At 62.6% G+C, this 16,372-nt stretch carries 15 protein-coding genes and 1 pseudogene; 9 read left to right on the top strand and 7 right to left on the bottom strand.

All coding sequences use genetic code 11. The features are described from left to right. Positions 1-217: 217 nt before the first annotated feature. Positions 218-415, top strand: a pseudogene (locus BGP85_RS18530) (helix-turn-helix domain-containing protein); the annotation flags it as partial. A gap of 1 nt (position 416) precedes the next feature. On the opposite strand, the gene BGP85_RS18525 reads toward BGP85_RS18530, so the two are convergent. Continuing rightward, entirely contained in the window at positions 417-1,484 is a 1,068-nt protein-coding gene (locus BGP85_RS18525) for a glycerophosphodiester phosphodiesterase (RefSeq protein WP_103449343.1), read from the bottom strand. Positions 1,485-1,609: 125 nt separating this feature from the next. On the opposite strand from BGP85_RS18525, the gene BGP85_RS18520 reads away from it, so the two are divergent. Further along, positions 1,610-2,620 (top strand): DUF4917 family protein, encoded by a 1,011-nt coding sequence (locus BGP85_RS18520; RefSeq protein WP_103449342.1) that lies wholly within the window; start codon positions 1,610-1,612, stop codon positions 2,618-2,620. A gap of 40 nt (positions 2,621-2,660) precedes the next feature. Here BGP85_RS18520 and BGP85_RS18515 read toward each other — a convergent pair whose 3' ends face one another. From BGP85_RS18515 to BGP85_RS18505, 3 genes are all read right to left on the bottom strand, one after another. Beyond that, a complete protein-coding gene (locus BGP85_RS18515; RefSeq protein ID WP_103449341.1) occupies positions 2,661-3,149 on the bottom strand; it encodes a helix-turn-helix transcriptional regulator in 489 nt (162 codons plus the stop codon). A 238-nt stretch (positions 3,150-3,387) separates the two neighbouring features. Then, entirely contained in the window at positions 3,388-4,602 is a 1,215-nt protein-coding gene (locus BGP85_RS18510) for a class I SAM-dependent methyltransferase (RefSeq protein WP_103449340.1), read from the bottom strand. A 73-nt stretch (positions 4,603-4,675) separates the two neighbouring features. Further along, positions 4,676-5,293, bottom strand: coding sequence for a TPM domain-containing protein (locus BGP85_RS18505; RefSeq protein WP_103449339.1), 618 nt, complete (start codon positions 5,291-5,293; stop codon positions 4,676-4,678). Positions 5,294-5,480: 187 nt separating this feature from the next. Here BGP85_RS18505 and bglX point away from each other — a divergent pair, with 187 nt between their 5' ends. The 4 genes from bglX to BGP85_RS18485 all read left to right on the top strand — a co-directional run bounded on the left by bglX (position 5,481) and on the right by BGP85_RS18485 (position 12,520). Then, the gene (gene bglX, locus BGP85_RS18500) at positions 5,481-7,772 is read left to right on the top strand and encodes a beta-glucosidase BglX (RefSeq protein ID WP_103449883.1); all 2,292 of its coding nucleotides are present in this window, start codon (positions 5,481-5,483) and stop codon (positions 7,770-7,772) included. An 87-nt stretch (positions 7,773-7,859) separates the two neighbouring features. Then, a complete protein-coding gene (locus BGP85_RS18495; RefSeq protein WP_103449338.1) occupies positions 7,860-9,617 on the top strand; it encodes an ATP-binding protein in 1,758 nt (585 codons plus the stop codon). Further along, positions 9,611-10,945: a sigma-54-dependent transcriptional regulator gene (locus BGP85_RS18490; RefSeq protein WP_103449337.1), complete on the top strand. Its 1,335-nt coding sequence runs from the start codon at positions 9,611-9,613 to the stop codon at positions 10,943-10,945. Before BGP85_RS18495 ends, BGP85_RS18490 begins: the two co-directional genes overlap by 7 nt. Positions 10,946-11,200: 255 nt before the next feature. Further along, the gene (locus tag BGP85_RS18485) at positions 11,201-12,520 is read left to right on the top strand and encodes an MFS transporter (RefSeq protein ID WP_103449882.1); all 1,320 of its coding nucleotides are present in this window, start codon (positions 11,201-11,203) and stop codon (positions 12,518-12,520) included. 53 nt (positions 12,521-12,573) lie between these two features. Here BGP85_RS18485 and BGP85_RS18480 read toward each other — a convergent pair whose 3' ends face one another. After that, on the bottom strand, positions 12,574-13,326 hold the full coding sequence (locus BGP85_RS18480) for a COG4705 family protein (RefSeq protein ID WP_103449336.1): 753 nt from the start codon (positions 13,324-13,326) through the stop codon (positions 12,574-12,576). Between the two features lie 354 nt (positions 13,327-13,680). Between BGP85_RS18480 and BGP85_RS18475 the strand changes: the two genes are divergently transcribed. Then, positions 13,681-13,968 carry a hypothetical protein gene (locus BGP85_RS18475; protein WP_103449335.1) on the top strand — a complete coding sequence of 96 codons (288 nt, stop codon included), beginning with the start codon at positions 13,681-13,683 and terminating at the stop codon, positions 13,966-13,968. A 102-nt stretch (positions 13,969-14,070) separates the two neighbouring features. Beyond that, positions 14,071-14,676, top strand: a complete 606-nt coding sequence (locus BGP85_RS18470; protein ID WP_103449334.1) for a flavin reductase family protein — start codon at positions 14,071-14,073, stop codon at positions 14,674-14,676. Here the strand turns inward: BGP85_RS18470 and BGP85_RS18465 are convergent, their stop codons facing one another. Then, positions 14,677-14,910 carry a hypothetical protein gene (locus BGP85_RS18465; RefSeq protein ID WP_103449333.1) on the bottom strand — a complete coding sequence of 78 codons (234 nt, stop codon included), beginning with the start codon at positions 14,908-14,910 and terminating at the stop codon, positions 14,677-14,679. It lies immediately after the preceding gene. 45 nt (positions 14,911-14,955) lie between these two features. Beyond that, positions 14,956-15,249 carry a putative quinol monooxygenase gene (locus BGP85_RS18460; protein ID WP_103449332.1) on the bottom strand — a complete coding sequence of 98 codons (294 nt, stop codon included), beginning with the start codon at positions 15,247-15,249 and terminating at the stop codon, positions 14,956-14,958. 202 nt (positions 15,250-15,451) lie between these two features. On the opposite strand from BGP85_RS18460, the gene BGP85_RS18455 reads away from it, so the two are divergent. Next, positions 15,452-16,372, top strand: a complete 921-nt coding sequence (locus BGP85_RS18455) for an AraC family transcriptional regulator (RefSeq protein ID WP_103449331.1) — start codon at positions 15,452-15,454, stop codon at positions 16,370-16,372.

The raw sequence follows: 16,372 nt of genomic DNA, 5'->3' as shown, positions 1-16,372 counted from the left end.
CTAGCCTCGTCCTCCCACGCAGAATAAGCGCTGGGATTTCTTCCTTCTCGTAGCGTCGGGCAACCATCGACTACGCCAATGGCGCACATCCTGCTACGCTCTTCATTGAAACGCCCGTGTTCACCAAACGAGTGAAAACGCTGCTTGGAGACGACACCTACCGGCTCCTTCAAGTCAAACTGATGAGCACTCCCGATGCGAGTGGCTTGATCGAAGGATAGATGCGCTGCAGGTCCGGAGCATCCGTAAATCCACGGGTTTGTCCCAAGTGCGTTTCGCCGAGATGATCGATGTTCAGGTCGCCACGCTAAGGAACTGGGAGCAAGGGCGCAGGGAACCTACCGGACCGGCCAAGGCTTTGCTACGTTCCATACGCAACGACCCTGACCATGTCCTCAGGGCACTTGCTTATTGATTCAGTATCCCAAACGCTTCAACAGAACCGACTCACTTTCTGCCGGGCGCTGATAGGCGCGCAAAAGCTCCCCCGCCCGATTGGTGAAGATTCCGTCGACACCGGCTTTCATGGCTTTGTCGAAATCGACCCGGTCATCGAGCGTGTAGACGTGGACCAACAGCCCGCGCTGGTGATTGGCCTGGTTCATCCACGGCTGGATCAGGTCGCTGTAACTCTGCTCGCCCAGATGAGTGCGCGTGGCTGACGGGCCGGTACCGATTGCGCCCTCCTGCTTTGCATGGTCGAGCCAGCGCAAGTACTCCGCCTTGTCCTTGGGCTGTTGGCGCGCATAGAAAGCGGCCTTGTCCTGCTCGCCTGACTGGGAGAAATCCTGCCCGGATGCCGATGCAATGCCATTGTTGCCCACCCACAGCAAGAGGATCTTCGGCACCTGCGGCATCGCTTCGTGCAGCAACTTGAGGCTGTTGCGGTCGAAAGTCTGCAACACTACCCGCCCCGGCCGATCAAGCCAGCCACGGGCTTCGAGGCGTGTCTTCAGGTCTTTCTCGATGCCGGGGAACTGGTTGGGCACCTTGGTTTCGATATACAGCCCGGGGTGGCGGTCGGGGTTGCCTTCGGCGATGTCGATGACTTCGTCCAGGGTCAGGATCGACAACTTTTCGAACGATGGACGGGCACGCTTCGGGTAGGCCTGATTGAACCAGCTGCCAGCATCCAGCGATTTCAGCTCAGCCAAGGTGAAGGCACTGACCGGGCTTTTCGCGCGCTCGGGAAATCGCTCGGCGACGTTGCTGGTGCGCGACAGCTCATCATCGTGGACCACCACCAGCACGCCATCGCGGGTGCGTTGCAGGTCGAGTTCCAGGTAATCGGCGCCCAGCTCGCGGGCAAGCAGGTAGGCAGGCGTGGTGGATTCGGGGGTATCGTAGGAAGCGCCGCGATGGGCGATCACCGCCGGGTAAGGAATGCCTTGGGCAGCGGCCAAGGTCTTGCCATCAGTGGCTGAGGCCAAGGCAGCCGAGAACAGTGTACTCAGGGCCAGGGTGCGGAGCAGCGGATTGCGCATGGAGAAGTCCTCTTTCGTCCTGCGTTGCAGGCAGCACAAGGCTGTAATCTAAACACCAACCCTCGCACACCTTGCATGACATGCTAAAGTCCCCGCCGTTTCCCGCACCACCGAACGGACCGCACATGCCAGCTCTCGACGCCCGCCTCGCCTCTTGGCCAGACCTCAACCAGCGCCACCCGTGCACAGCCCTGCTGCTGGGCAACGGCGCCAGTCGCGCGCTGTGGAAACCGTTCGGCTATTTCTCGCTGTACGAGGAAGCTCAGCGCGCCGGGCGCAAGAAAGGCCTGGCGATCAGCGACCAGGCCCTGTTCAAGTCGCTGGGCACCGAACTGTTCGAGCCGGTACTGAGCACCCTCAACCACACCGTGCGCGCCAACGCCGCCCTGGCCATCAATTCCACCGCGCCGCTGAACCGCTACTACTCGATCAAGGAAGGCCTGATCCACGCCATCCGCACCCTGCACCTGCCCTGGCCTCTGGTGCCCGCCGCCACCCTGGCGTCGATCAACCATGCCTTGCGCGAATACCGCAGCGTCTATACCAGCAACTACGACCTGATCCTGCCCTGGGCCATGCAGCACAACCCGCAGGGCTTCGCCACGCTATTCGACGATCAAGGGTTCTTCGACGTACGCCGCACCCGCAGCGAAGGCACCCGCGTACTGCACCTGCATGGCGGCCTGCACCTGCTCAAGCTGCCCGATGGCAGCACCCGCCAGCGCAGCGCCGACAGCGCCGAATTGCTGGACGGCTTTGCCGTGAACATTCCCGGTGAAGTGCCGCTGTTCGTCAACGAAGAACGCAGCGACGAGAAAATGCGCGCCATCCGCAACTCGGACTACCTCGCCTGGGGGTTGGGGCAACTGGCACAGGAAAGCCAGGGACTGTGCCTGTTCGGGCAGCATCTGGATGGCACTGACCAGCACTTGGTCGAAGCCATTCGCCAAGCGCGGCCCAAACACTTGTCGATTGCCATCCGGCCGTTGAGCGAGGCATCGGTGATCAACCAGAAGCAGCACTTTGTCGAACGGTTCGGGGATATAGTCGGGATGGCGTTGCAATTCTTCGATGCCAGTACGCACCCGTTGGGGTTGGAGGGGTTGGCAATCGAGGTGGCGTCAGCGCGTCGCTAATTGCCGCGCTCAACTTAGCTTGCAAAGGCTGGTTTCGCACTTAACCGAAAACGCGCGCATGTGCACGGGAAACATTGACAGACATAGCTACCCGAGCCAGATCCACAATGTCCTGACCGATCGCGTAACTTCCCCGCGCCTGCAACCAGATCAGCACATCCGCAAGATGCCACAACGATGTACTGCCTTCATGAACAGGTGTAGGGAAACTGTACATATGCGAAAGCATCAACTTGCGCATGTTTTGCCGTGACACACCGATGATTTCCGCTACGTCGGTAAGCCCTACCAAGTCGGGTGTCGCTTCGATCAGGCGGGCACCGGGCACTGCTTTACGTACATCACTCAGCGCACTTTCAATGGCTTCCACGGCAGAGGGCGCCTCGCGCACAAAAGCCAATGCCAAGCGGCCTGGCTGCCCAACTCCAACCATTGCATCATCACAGCCTGCCTCGGCCAAACGCTCCAGCATCGCATTGATGTTTTCGTCTTCGATCAGTTGATACTTCAGGGTGAACTCGTATTCCACTGCTACCTCTTCTTACCAGCTTTGGCCATGCTGCTGGTGCAGTTGTCCACGACGCGCCTTAGCTGACGGCGAAATTGCCAGGTTTTTTTGGCGTGCTCCATGTCAAATGACAACCATCGAGATTGACGAACAATCACGCCACAGAACCCATGAGGATCAAAACGGCCGTTAAGTGTTCTTGGGAATTCTCCTACGTGAATACAGGAGCAGTTCTCCAGTGCACTTCATCTTGCTGTAATCAGATCAGCTTATCGGCCCGCAACAACGTCTCCAGGCAATGCTCCTGCACCCCATAAAACGCCTTGAGCTGCCCGATCTTCTCCTGCAATGCCGCGTTATCCCCCACCTGCCGGCGCTTCACCGCAAGAATCATCTTGTTCTTGTTGGTGTGTTCCAGGGAGATGAACTCGAACACTTTTGTCTCGTAACCGCAGGCTTCCAGATACAGCGCACGCAGGCTGTCGGTAAGCATCTCGGCCTGCTGCCCCAGGTGCAGCCCGTATTGCAGCATGGGCTGCAGCAGCCCCGGGCTGTGCAATTGCGGGCGGATCTGTTTATGGCAGCACGGCGAGCACATGATGATGGCGGCGTTGCAGCGGATGCCGGTGTGGATGGCGTAGTCGGTGGCGATGTCGCAGGCGTGCAGGGCAATCATCACCTCGATGGCCTCGGGCACCACGCTGCGCACGTCGCCGCACTGGAATTCCAGGCCCGAGTGTTCCAGGCGCTGCGCAGCGCCATTGCACAAATCGACCATGTCCTGGCGCAGCTCCACCCCGGTCACCTGCGCCTCGCGGGCCAGGGTGTTGCGCAGATAGTCATGCATGGCGAAGGTCAGGTAGCCCTTGCCCGAGCCGAAGTCGGCTACCCGCAGCGTCTGCTCGGCCGGTACCGGGGCATTGGCCAGGGCGTGGTCGAAGACTTCGATGAACTTGTTGATCTGCTTCCACTTGCGCGACATCGACGGGATCAGCGCGCCTTGGGCATCGGTCACGCCCAGGTCGCGCAGGAATGGCCGCGAAAGCTCCAGGTAGCGCTTCTTCTCACGGTCATGACCGGTGTTGGCAAGCGCCTCGCGTGGCGCCTGCGCGCCGTGGCGCTGGAGCATCGGCTTGCCCTTCTTGCTGAAGGTCAGCTGCACTTCGCCGTCGGCGTCGAACAGGTGGGCATTGCGGAAGCTCCCCGGCAGCAGCTCGGCGACCAGCGCCTGGGCCTGGTCCAGCGGCAGGTTGCGGGTGATGTCGCGGGTCTGATGGCGGTAGACCAGCGACAGCTGGGCCTGCCCTTTCACCAGCAGTGGCTTGGCGATGATGCGCTGCAGGGTCTGGTCGGCCCCGACATGGCGCGCCAGCACCAGCTTGACCAGGGTGTTGCCGTTCAGGGCGGCACTCAGCAGGTCAAGGAACTGGGCGCGCGCATCCGGCGCGGAAGAAGCGGAAGTACTGGCGGACATGGAAAGCGGGTGCCTCGGATAACAGGGGGCGCGTTGCGCAATGCCGCGCATTCTACACCCTGAGCCAACCAGTTCAGTCGAGAATCACCAGACGGTTGGGCAGTTCGTTGCGCGCATGGGTGCGTGGCACGTGTTCGCACAGCAACTCACCGCACGCCTCGATGCACTCGACAAAGCCCTGCAAGGTCCGCCCCTGGCGAACCTGTTCGGCGAGACGCGCAACCAACACGGCGCGGGCCTGGGCATCGAGATGATGATCGATGCCTTGGTCGACGAGGATTTCCACATGTCGCTCGGTCTCGGCGACGAAGATCAGCACCCCTGTGGCACCTTCCGTGCCCTGCAGGTTCTGTTCGCGAAACTGCTGGCGCGCCAGGCTCGAAGCGCGCCAGCGGCGCAGGGCAGCAGGAATCAGCATGGCTGCCAGGCGCGGGCTGCGCAGCAGCAGGCACAGGCCAATGAACAGCAGCATGTTGGCGACCAGCAGCCCTCGTATCCCGGGCCAGCCCAGCAACCACTGCAGCAGGCCAGGCACGGCCAGCGCCAGCACGGCGGCCCAGAACAGTGGCAGGTAGGCATAGTCATCGGCGCGGCGCGCCAGCACGGTCACCAGTTGCGCATCAGTGCGCCGCTCGACCCGGGCGATGGCCTCGGCCACCAGGCGGCGTTCGTATTCGTTGAGGGGGGTCATGCCTTCGCTCTCTTCAGCGTTCTTATAGTTGTTGTCCCGGCATTCGGGGCTTCGTCCGCGGCTGACATATTCAGGCATAATCCGCCGCTGGAAGCATTACCCGCGAATCGTACAACAATAGTCGCCTGAAAACTTCGGCCGCGCACGTATCACCGTGGATACGGCAAAGGCCTCGACAATGGGATTGATGATGAAACTGTCTTTGCTGGGCTTGGCCATGGGCCTGGCCAGCCAGGCGGCCCTTGCCGCCCCTACCGCCCCGCCCCTGCAGGACAAGCAGGCGTTCATCGATCATCTGATCAGCCAGATGACCGAGGCCGAAAAGATCGGCCAGCTGCGCCTGATCAGCATCGGCCCGGAAATGCCTCGCGAGAAGATCCGCGAAGAAATCGCCGCCGGTCGCATTGGTGGCACGTTCAACTCGCGCACCGCCCCCGAGAACCGGCCGATGCAGGACGCCGCCATGCGCAGCCGCCTGAAGATCCCGATGTTCTTTGCCTACGACACCATCCACGGCGAGCGCACCATCTTCCCGATCGGCCTGGGCCTGGCCGCCAGCTGGGACATGGACGCCATCGCCAAGGTCGGTCGCACCTCGGCCATCGAAGCGTCGGCCGACGCTCTGGACATGACCTTCGCGCCCATGGTCGACATCGCCCGCGACCCACGTTGGGGCCGCACCAGTGAAGGCTTCGGCGAAGACACCTACCTGACCTCGAAGATCGGCCAGGTGATGGTCCGCTCGTTCCAGGGCAGCAGCCCGGCCAATCCCGACAGCATCATGGCCATCGTCAAGCACTTCGCCCTGTATGGCGCGGTGGAAGGCGGGCGCGACTACAACACGGTCGATATGAGCCTGCCGAAAATGTACAACGACTACCTGCCGCCCTACCGCGCCGCGCTCGACGCCGGTGCCGGCGGGGTGATGGTGGCGCTCAACTCGATCAACGGCGTGCCGGCCACCTCCAACACCTGGCTGATGAACGACCTGTTGCGCAAAGAATGGGGCTTCAAGGGCGTGACCATCAGCGACCATGGTGCCATCCAGGAGCTGATCCGCCACGGTGTCGCCCGCGATGGCCGCGAAGCCGCCAAGCTGGCGATCAAGGCCGGCATCGACATGAGCATGAACGACACCCTGTACGGCGAAGAGCTGCCCGGGCTGCTGAAGTCCGGCGAAGTGACCCAGCACGAGCTGAACCAGGCCGTACGCGAGGTGCTCGGCGCCAAGTACGACATGGGCCTGTTCAAGGACCCGTACGTGCGCATCGGCAAGGCCGAAACCGACCTGAAAGACTACTACGCCGAAAACCGCCTGCACCGCGACGCCGCCCGTGACGTGGCGCGTCGCAGCCTCGTGCTGCTGGAAAACCGCAACCAGACCCTGCCACTGAAAAAGGCCGGCACCATCGCCCTGGTCGGCCCGCTGGCCGATGCCCCGATCGACATGATGGGCAGCTGGGCCGCCGACGGTAAGCCGATGCACTCGGTCACCGTGCGCGAAGGCCTGCGCCGTGCAGTCGAGGGCAAGGCCAAGCTGGTGTACGCCAAGGGCTCCAACGTCACCGGCGACAAGGCGATCCTCGACTACCTGAACTTCCTCAACTTCGACGCCCCGGAAATTGTCGATGACCCGCGCCCTGCGGCCGTGCTGATCGATGAAGCGGTCAAGGCCGCCAAGCAGTCCGATGTGGTGGTGGCCGTAGTCGGTGAGTCCCGTGGCATGTCCCACGAGTCGTCTAGCCGCACCACCCTGGAAATCCCGGCCAGCCAGCGCGAGCTGATCAAGGCCCTGAAGGCCACTGGCAAGCCGTTGGTCCTGGTATTGATGAACGGCCGCCCGCTGTCGATCAGTTGGGAGCGTGACCAGGCCGATGCGATGCTCGAAACCTGGTTCTCCGGTACCGAAGGCGGCAACGCCATCGCCGATGTGCTGTTCGGCGACTACAACCCGTCGGGCAAGCTGGCCATCACCTTCCCGCGTTCGGTCGGGCAGATCCCGATGTACTACAACCACACCCGCATCGGTCGGCCGTTCACCCCAGGCAAGCCGGGCAACTACACCTCGCAGTACTTCGAAGAGCCCAACGGCCCGCTGTACCCGTTCGGTTATGGCCTGAGCTACAGCAGCTTCGAGCTGTCGGGCCTGACCCTGTCGAACAAGGACCTCAAGCGCGGCGACACCCTGGAGGCCAAAGTGACGGTGAAAAACACCGGCAAGCTTGACGGCGAGACGGTGGTGCAGCTGTACCTGCAGGATGTTTCGGCGTCGATGAGCCGACCGGTCAAGGAACTGAAGAGCTTCCAGAAACTGATGCTCAAGGCCGGGGAGTCGCGGACCTTGACCTTCCGCATCAGCGAGGATGATCTGAAGTTCTACAATGGCCAGTTGCAACGGGTGGCCGAGCCTGGCGAGTTCAATGTCCAGGTCGGGCTGGATTCCGAGGCAGTGCAACAAAAGAGCTTCGAACTGTTGTAACTGATTCGTCGCCTGCACCGGCCTCTGTGCGAGCGGGTTTACCCGCGAAGAGGCCGGTCCTGATATCCCATCACCCGGATCCGCCCCATGCCCTTTTCCTTTCGCGCCCTGCGTCTGGGGCTGATCACTCTGCTGATCGTACTCGGCACCGCCCTCAGTGCCGGCTGGGCCATGCACCAGGCCAAGCGACAAGCCATGCAGGACGACGCCCGCCGCGCCAGCCAGCAGTTGGTACTGTACGCCAACGCCCTGCACACCCTGATCGATCGCTACCGTGCCCTGCCCGCTGTGCTGGCGCTGGACCCGGAACTGATCGAAGCCCTGCGCGGTCCGGTCAGCGAACAGATGCAGCACACGCTCAACCTCAAACTCGAGCGCATCAACGGCGCCGCCAACTCCTCGACCCTGGAGCTGCTCGACCGCACCGGGCTGGCCGTGGCTGCCAGCAACTGGCGCCTGCCGACCACCTACGTGGGTTCCAACTATGGTTTTCGCCCCTACTTCAAGCAGACCCGCAGCCAGGGCAGTGGCCGCTTCTACGCAGTGGGCGTGACCAGCGGCGTGCCGGGCTATTTCCTCGCCAGTGCCGTCAGCGATGAACAGGGGCGCTTCCTCGGCGCCATGGTGGTCAAGCTGGAGTTCCCTGAACTCGAACGCGAATGGCGCCAAGGCAACGACATCCTGCTGGTCAGTGACGCCCGCGGCATCACCTTCATCGCCAACCAGGAAGGCTGGCGCTACCGCGAACTCAAGCCACTCAGCGGCGCCGACCGCGCCGAACTGGCCGAAACCCGCCAGTACGACAAACAGCCGCTGGTGCCGCTTCAGCACCAGATACTGACCCGCTTCGCCAGCAACAGTCACCTGAGCCGCGTGCAGGGCCCAGATGGCGCCGTCGAATACCTCTGGGAAAGCCTGCCGCTGGAGGGCGAGGACTGGACCTTGCACCTGCTGCGCAAACCCCAGGTCGAAGCCGCTGGCCGCAACGCTGCACTGGGCGCCGCCGCCGTGTGGCTGAGCCTGGTATTCGCCGCACTGTTCGTCAGCCAGCGCCTGCGCCTGGCCCGCCTGCGCCAGCGCAGCCGCGAAGAGCTCAAGCGCCAGGTCGAGGAACGCACCCGCGAGCTGCACACCGCCCAGGAAGGCCTGGTGCAGTCGGCCAAGCTGGCCGCGCTGGGACAGATGTCGGCGGCCATGGCCCACGAGATCAACCAGCCGCTGACTACCCAGCGCATGCAACTGGAGACCCTGCGGCTGCTGCTCGACCACGGCCGCTACGACGATGCGCGCAAGGCCCTCGAGCCGCTGGAGCAGATGCTCGCGCGCATGGCCGCACTGACCAGCCACCTGAAGACCTTCGCCCGCAACAGCCCGGTCGGCCTGCGCGAACGCCTCGACCTAGCCACCGTGGTCGACCAGGCCCTGCACCTGCTGGACACCCGCATTCGCAGCGAGGAAGTCGAAGTGGCCCTGTACCTGGCCCGCCCGGCCTGGGTCCGGGGCGATGCGATCCGCCTTGAGCAGGTATTGATCAACCTGCTGCGCAACGCCCTCGACGCCATGGCCGACAAACGCTACAAGCGCCTGGAGGTACGCATCGAACCGGACCACGCGCAGTGGCGCCTGAGCGTGCTGGACTCCGGCGGCGGCATTGCCGATGCGGACCTGGCCAAGGTCTTCGACCCCTTCTTCACCACCAAGCCGGTGGGCGAAGGCCTGGGCCTGGGCCTGGCGATTTCCTATGGCATCATCGTCGAAGCCGGCGGCCAGCTGCACGCCGAGAACCTGCCGGGCGGCGCCCGCTTGAACCTGACCCTGCCCCGTGACCTGGAGCCTGTATGTTGAATTCAGTGATCGTCGTCGATGATGAGGCCAGCATCCGCACTGCGGTCGAGCAATGGCTGAGCCTGTCGGGCTTCAGCGTGCAACTGTTCGCTCGCGCCGAAGACTGCCTGGCCCAGCTGCCCGCGCACTTTGCCGGGGTGATCATCAGCGACGTACGCATGCCGGGCATGGGTGGCCTGCAACTGCTCGAACGCCTGCAGGCGGATGACCCGGACCTGCCGGTGATCCTGCTGACCGGCCATGGCGATGTGCCGATGGCGGTCGAGGCCATGCGCAACGGCGCCTACGACTTCCTCGAAAAGCCCTTCACCCCGCAGCACTTGCTGGGCAGCCTGCGCCGCGCCCTGGAGAAACGCCAGCTGGTCCTGGAGAACCGCCGTCTGCATGAACAGGCTGACCTCAAGTCGCGCCTGGAAACGACCCTGCTCGGCATGTCGCAAGGTTTGCAGCAGCTACGCCGACAGGTGCTGGACCTGGCCAACCTGCCAGTGAACGTGCTGATCCGCGGCGAAACCGGCAGCGGCAAGGAGCGCGTGGCGCGCTGCCTGCACGACTTTGGCCCGCGTGCCGACAGGCCGTTCGTCGCGCTCAACTGTGCGGCCATCCCTGAAGCACTGTTCGAAGCCGAACTGTTCGGCCACGAAAGCGGTGCCTTCACTGGCGCCCAGGGCAAACGCATCGGCAAGTTGGAATACGCCAACGGCGGTACGGTGTTCCTCGACGAGATCGAGAGCATGCCACTGGCCCAGCAGGCCAAGCTGCTGCGGGTGATCCAGGAGCAGAAGCTGGAGCGACTGGGGGCCAACCAGAGCATCAGCGTCGACCTGCGCATCATTGCCGCCACCAAGCCCAATTTGCTCGAAGAGGCTCGCGCCGGGCGCTTTCGCGAGGATTTGGCCTATCGCCTGAACGTGGCGGAACTGTGCCTGGCGCCGCTGCGTGAACGGCGTGAGGATATCCCGCTGCTGTTCGAGCATTTCGCCCGTGCGGCCGCGACCAAGCTGGGGCGCACGGCGCCAGCATTGAGCGGTGCGCAACTGGCGCAGCTGCTGTCCCATGACTGGCCGGGCAATGTGCGTGAGCTCGCCAATGCGGCGGAGCGGCATGCACTGGGGTTGGGCTCGCCGAACATCGAGGTAGCGCCTGCCGGGCAGTCGTTGGCTGAGCAGATGGAAGCGTTCGAGGCCCAGTGCCTGCGCGCTGCTTTGCGCCAGCATGCGGGGGAGATCAAGGCGGTGATGGAGGCCTTGCAGCTGCCTCGGCGCACGCTGAACGAAAAGATGCAGCGCCATGGTTTGGTCCGCGAGGCATTCGTCGAGCGGGAATAGGCGAAAATCCGCTTATCGACGGACCTTGATAGGCGAAAATCCGCTTATTCCTGCGAGATTTCGGGGCTGCTGTGCAGCTTTTCTCGGGCACGCCCGCCCCCCAGAGAACTGCGCCGCGCCAGGTAACTCGCGGTTCCCGTGACGCTGCAACGCCCCCATTTGGATCGTTACGCACCCATTTGGCACACCTTCTGCAATTGCCCTGGCAAGCTGCGCTTCGGCGCGCTCCACAAAAACAACGAGAAGGTATCCCTGATGGATAACGCCACCTCCCTGCCAGCCGGGGCGGCCGTCACGCCCGCCGCTGAAAAAACCACCGCCAGCCGCCTCAAGTCGATCTTCAGCGGTTCCATCGGCAACATGGTCGAATGGTACGACTGGTACGTCTACGCCGCATTCTCGCTGTACTTCGCCAAGGCCTTCTTCCCTGCCGGCGACTCCACCGCACAACTGCTCAACACCGCCGCGATCTTCGCCGTGGGCTTCCTGATGCGCCCGATCGGTGGCTGGCTGATGGGTCTGTACGCCGACCGCAAGGGCCGCAAGGCCGCGCTGATGGCTTCGGTGCTGCTGATGTGCGCCGGCTCCCTGGTGATCGCTCTGACCCCAGGCTATGAAACCATCGGCGTTGCCGCGCCGGTCCTGCTGGTCATCGCACGCCTGATGCAGGGCCTGTCGGTGGGCGGCGAATACGGCACCTCGGCCACCTACCTCAGCGAAATGGCCAGCAAGGACCGCCGTGGCTTCTTCTCCAGCTTCCAGTACGTGACGCTGATTTCCGGCCAGCTCATCGCCCTTGCAGTACTAATCATCCTGCAGCAGACCCTGACCACCGAGCAGCTTTACGCCTGGGGCTGGCGTGTGCCCTTCGTGATCGGTGCGCTGTGCGCAGTGGTTGCCCTGTACCTGCGCCGCGGCATGGAAGAAACCGCCTCTTTCACCAAGAAGGAAAAGGCCAAGGAAAGCCTGATGCGCACCCTCATGCGCCACCCTAAGGAGCTGATGACCGTGGTCGGCCTGACCATGGGCGGCACCCTGGCCTTCTACACCTACACCACCTACATGCAGAAGTACCTGGTCAACACCGTGGGCATGAGCATCAGCGATTCGACCACCATCTCGGCGGCCACGCTGTTCCTGTTCATGTGCCTGCAGCCGGTCATCGGAGGCCTGTCCGACAAGATCGGCCGTCGCCCGATCCTGATCGCCTTCGGCGTGCTCGGCACCCTGTTCACCGTACCGATCCTCAGCACCCTGCACACCATCCAGAGCTGGTGGGGTGCGTTCTTCCTGATCATGGCGGCGCTGATCATCGTCAGCGGCTACACCTCGATCAACGCAGTGGTGAAGGCCGAGCTGTTCCCTACCGAAATCCGCGCCCTGGGCGTCGGCCTGCCGTACGCGCTGACCGTGTCGATCTTCGGCGGCACCGCCGAGTACGTGGCCCTGTGGTTCAAGAGCGTCGGCATGGAAAGCGGCTTCTACTGGTACGTCACGGCGTGCATCGCCTGCTCGCTGCTGGTGTATGCGACCATGAAGGACACCAAGCAGCATTCGCGGATTACTACTGACTGATTGTGACAACCGCATAGAAAAAGGGCGCCCCATCAAGGGCGCCCTTTCTTGCTTCAGGACATCTCCAGCACCTGACGCGGCTCACGGCGCTGGTACCAGTTCGCCATAAGCACCATCACCAGCAGCACGCCACCCAGCACAGCGGAAGAACCGATGGTGCCGAAGTCCAGGCCGCCTTTCTCGTGCGGTTTGGTCAGGAAGTCACCCAGCGTTGCACCGAACGGACGGGTCAGCACGAACGCCACCCAGAACAGCACCACACCCGGGATGCGCGTCCAGTAACGGGCGAGCACTACCACGGCGATGGCGCTGCCGATCAGCAGTGCACCACCGGCAAAACCCAGCCCAGAGTCGTCCGCCAGATAGTCGCCCAGCGCTGTGCCCAGGGTGTTGGAGAACAGGATGGCGACCCAGTAGAAGATTTCACCGGTGCGATTCTTGATGCGGGTGACGTCAAGCGGGTTGCCGCTCAGGCGCCAGACCAGGAAGGTCAGCAGCAAGATACCGATCAGGATTGCCGAACCTGCGGCATAGCCCAGGCCCAGGGTGCGGTCCATGAAGTCGGACATAGTGGTCCCGGCCGTGCTGGTGGATAGGATTACCAGCCAATACAGCATCGGGTGATAGCGGCGCGAAAACAGCTGGCCGAACAGGGTCACCAGGAACACGCTGATCAGCACCATCGAGCTGACGGCATAGCCAACGTTGAGGGTCATCGACAGCAGATCACCGGCTGTTTCGCCAAGGGTGGTGGCGCAGATCTTCATGACCCAGAAGGCCAGGGTGATTTGCGGAAGTTTGTTCATTGTTTGCCGCTCCGGAATTGAGTGCGGCGATGGTGCTGAGCAGAGCCTGAAAAATCGGTTGGCGATATATGAAAAAAGCGTCATACGCAGTTACAAATTAAGATTTTTCGTTCTTAACCACCTATTAATCCTGCTCCTCCAATCTGCAATGGCTGGTGAAGCATTGCGCTCGCCTTGGGTTTGAAGCACCTCACGAAGAAGCATCGGCACCCGCTGGAAGACACAGCGCTCGACCATATTTATCTATTAATTCGATTTTTAGAGACTATTTTTTGCGCTTTTTAATCAAATTAATCGGAGTAGCATTAAACCCATAGAAACAAACAACCTCTCGCACCCAAAGGAGCAATGACCATGAAAAGCAAACTGATCCTCACCCTGGCCCTCTCGGTCTTCGCTGCTGGCGCATTCGCCGAAGATGGTTTCGACCGCACCAACGCCCACACTTTCGCCGCCGCCCAGACTCAATCGGCCAGCTACGCCGAAGACGGCTTCGACCACACCGGTGCACAACGCTTCGCTGAGGATGGTTTCGATCACACCGGCGCTCAGCGCTTCGCCGAAGATGGCTTCGACCACACCAACGCCCAACGCTTCGCCGAAGACGGCTACGACCACACCAACGCCCACCGCCTCAGCTGATCCCTGTTGCGCGCTACCAGCCCGGCCTCGCGCCGGGCTTGATCATTTTCAGGCGGACTAAGGCTTGGCACACTAAGCACCTCGTTTCCAGGATGCTGACAGATGTACTACTACGAACCCGCCAAAGGCCACGGCCTGCCCCACGACCCGTTCAACGCCATCGTCGGCCCGCGCCCCATCGGCTGGATCTCCTCGCAGAACCAGGACGGCCAGCTGAACCTTGCGCCGTACAGCTTCTTCAACGCCTTCAACTACATTCCACCAATCATCGGTTTCTGCAGCGTCGGGCGCAAAGACAGCCTGAACAACATCGAGCAGACCGGCGAATTCGTCTGGAACCTGGCGAGCCGGCCACTGGCCGAGCAGATGAACCAGAGCTGCGCGGCCGTCGCCGCGGATGTCAACGAATTCGAGCTGAGCGGCCTGACTGCGGTGCCATCGAATATCGTCAAGGTGCCACGCGTAGGCGAAACGCCGGTGGCCTTCGAGTGCAAGGTGAGCCAGATCGTCCAGCTCAAACGCGCCGATCAGGAACTGGTGCCCAGCTGGCTGATTCTGGGAGAGGTGGTGGCGGTGCACATTGCCGAGCACCTGCTGAAGAACGGTATCTACGATACCGCTGCCGCCGAGCCGATCCTGCGTGGTGGTGGCCCGGCGGATTACTTCGAGTTGGGCAACCTGTTCAAAATGGCTCGCCCAAAGGCCTGATCACCAGATCAGTTCGCCTTCCTCGCCCACGCCCTGCAGGCGTGCAAGCTCGGCGCAGGCGGCTTCGTCAGCCGCCACGGCGCTTTTGAACACTTGCTCGTCGAGGACCTTGTGGAAACGCGGCGCGCCGCCCATGCCCATGGCCTTGACCGCGATGGCGGCGTTATAGCCACCGCCTTCCACCGGGACCATCGCCGAAACCGCTTCGAAATGCGGGAATTCTCTACGTGCCATGTTGCCATCCGCCTGTTAATCGAGGGGCGGCATTCTAACCGTGTTTCAATCGAAGGTATGCAAGTCGAGACTGCTGACGACTTGCGCCTGAACCAGCTCGCCGAACACATTGAGGGTGGGCGAGGCGAAGTAACCGCTCATCGCCTGTTGATCCTGCCAACTGCCGCTGAGCAGCCACAGGTCGGCGTCGGCCTGGGAGCGCTGCACGGTGAAGCTCAGGCAGCCCGGGGTGCGCAAGGACGGCTCCAGCAGGTCGCGCAGGCGCGCGCCGAGTTCTGCGGAGCGACCGCTGCTGGCACGGATGAAAGCCAGATGGGTGACCGGTTGTCGTAGGGTCATTGCACGATCTCCTTGAAGCAGGCGGGCCGATAAACCAGGCTGCCAAGGTTAGGGGCTGGCGCGCGCGACGCGTTAGGCCATTACTGCTCGCCGATTGCCTGATCCTGCAGCGCGACAGGATCAGGCAATCGACGTGCAGCTTTCGACTAGCGCCTGTCATTGCCCAAACCTATGCTGCGTCGGTCAGCAGAGGAAAGCCATCATGACCACCGCCCCGTCCATCGACCCGACCCTGGAAGTGCAACGCCAGGAACTGGCCGCGTTGATCCGCAAGCACGCCGGCGAGCCCCATGGCCCCGTCTCGGCCATCGACGACCTGTATCTGGTGCGCTATACCGAGAACGTCCGTTCGGTGCCGACCTTGGCTCAACCGGCGCTGTGCATCCTGGCGCAGGGCAGCAAAAGCCTGTTCCTCGGCGACGAACAATACGCCTACGACCCGTTGCATTACATGGTGGTATCGGTGACCTTGCCGCTGAGCGGTGTCAAGCTGGACGCCAGCCCGGAGAACCCAAGCCTGGGTATCCGCATGGACCTCGACCCAGCCGAAATAAGCCAGCTGATCGCCGAGAGCGGGCCGATGCTGGTGCCCAACCTGCCCTCCGGCCGTGGCCTGTATGTAGAACGCACCGACCCGCAACTGCTCGACGCGCTGTTGCGGCTGGTCCGCTTGCTGGATTCACCGCGCGACATCGGCATGCTGGCGCCGCTGATTCGTCGCGAGATTCTCTACCGCCTGCTGCGTGGGCCGCAGGGTTATCGTCTGTACGAAATCGCCTTGGCCAACAGTCAGACCCACCGGGTGTGCCAGGCCATCACCTGGCTCAACCAGAACTATCAGCAGCCGCTGCGCATCGAGGACCTGGCCCGCGAGGTCAACCTCAGCACCTCGACCTTGCATCACCGCTTCAAAGCCGTGACCTCCATGAGCCCGCTGCAATACCAGAAGCAACTGCGCCTGCAGGAGGCGCGGCGGCTGATGCTCAACGACGGCCTGGAAGCGGCGGTGGCGGGCTATCGGGTGGGGTACGAAAGCCCGTCGCAGTTCAGCCGCGAGTACAGCCGGCTGTATGGCGCACCGCCGATCCGAGATGTGGCGCGGTTGCGGGCCAGTGCGGGCTGA

It is taken from the genome of Pseudomonas putida, assembly GCF_002906855.1.
GTDB classification, from domain to species: Bacteria; Pseudomonadota; Gammaproteobacteria; order Pseudomonadales; family Pseudomonadaceae; genus Aquipseudomonas; species Aquipseudomonas putida_N.
This window is presented reverse-complemented; position numbering and strand designations above follow the sequence as displayed.

Bases quoted from the DNA above. Each gene is read 5' to 3' on its own strand.
- BGP85_RS18475 (WP_103449335.1), top strand. From the start codon at position 13,681: ATGAAAAGCAAACTGATCCTCACCCTGGCCCTCTCGGTCTTCGCTGCT.
- BGP85_RS18525 (WP_103449343.1), bottom strand. From the start codon at position 1,484: ATGCGCAATCCGCTGCTCCGCACCCTGGCCCTGAGTACACTGTTCTCG.
- BGP85_RS18490 (WP_103449337.1), top strand. From the start codon at position 9,611: ATGTTGAATTCAGTGATCGTCGTCGATGATGAGGCCAGCATCCGCACT.
- BGP85_RS18520 (WP_103449342.1), top strand. From the start codon at position 1,610: ATGCCAGCTCTCGACGCCCGCCTCGCCTCTTGGCCAGACCTCAACCAG.
- bglX (WP_103449883.1), top strand. From the start codon at position 5,481: ATGATGAAACTGTCTTTGCTGGGCTTGGCCATGGGCCTGGCCAGCCAG.
- BGP85_RS18455 (WP_103449331.1), top strand. From the start codon at position 15,452: ATGACCACCGCCCCGTCCATCGACCCGACCCTGGAAGTGCAACGCCAG.
- BGP85_RS18480 (WP_103449336.1), bottom strand. From the start codon at position 13,326: ATGAACAAACTTCCGCAAATCACCCTGGCCTTCTGGGTCATGAAGATC.
- BGP85_RS18465 (WP_103449333.1), bottom strand. From the start codon at position 14,910: ATGGCACGTAGAGAATTCCCGCATTTCGAAGCGGTTTCGGCGATGGTC.
- BGP85_RS18485 (WP_103449882.1), top strand. From the start codon at position 11,201: ATGGATAACGCCACCTCCCTGCCAGCCGGGGCGGCCGTCACGCCCGCC.
- BGP85_RS18505 (WP_103449339.1), bottom strand. From the start codon at position 5,293: ATGACCCCCCTCAACGAATACGAACGCCGCCTGGTGGCCGAGGCCATC.
- BGP85_RS18495 (WP_103449338.1), top strand. From the start codon at position 7,860: ATGCCCTTTTCCTTTCGCGCCCTGCGTCTGGGGCTGATCACTCTGCTG.
- BGP85_RS18510 (WP_103449340.1), bottom strand. From the start codon at position 4,602: ATGTCCGCCAGTACTTCCGCTTCTTCCGCGCCGGATGCGCGCGCCCAG.
- BGP85_RS18470 (WP_103449334.1), top strand. From the start codon at position 14,071: ATGTACTACTACGAACCCGCCAAAGGCCACGGCCTGCCCCACGACCCG.
- BGP85_RS18460 (WP_103449332.1), bottom strand. From the start codon at position 15,249: ATGACCCTACGACAACCGGTCACCCATCTGGCTTTCATCCGTGCCAGC.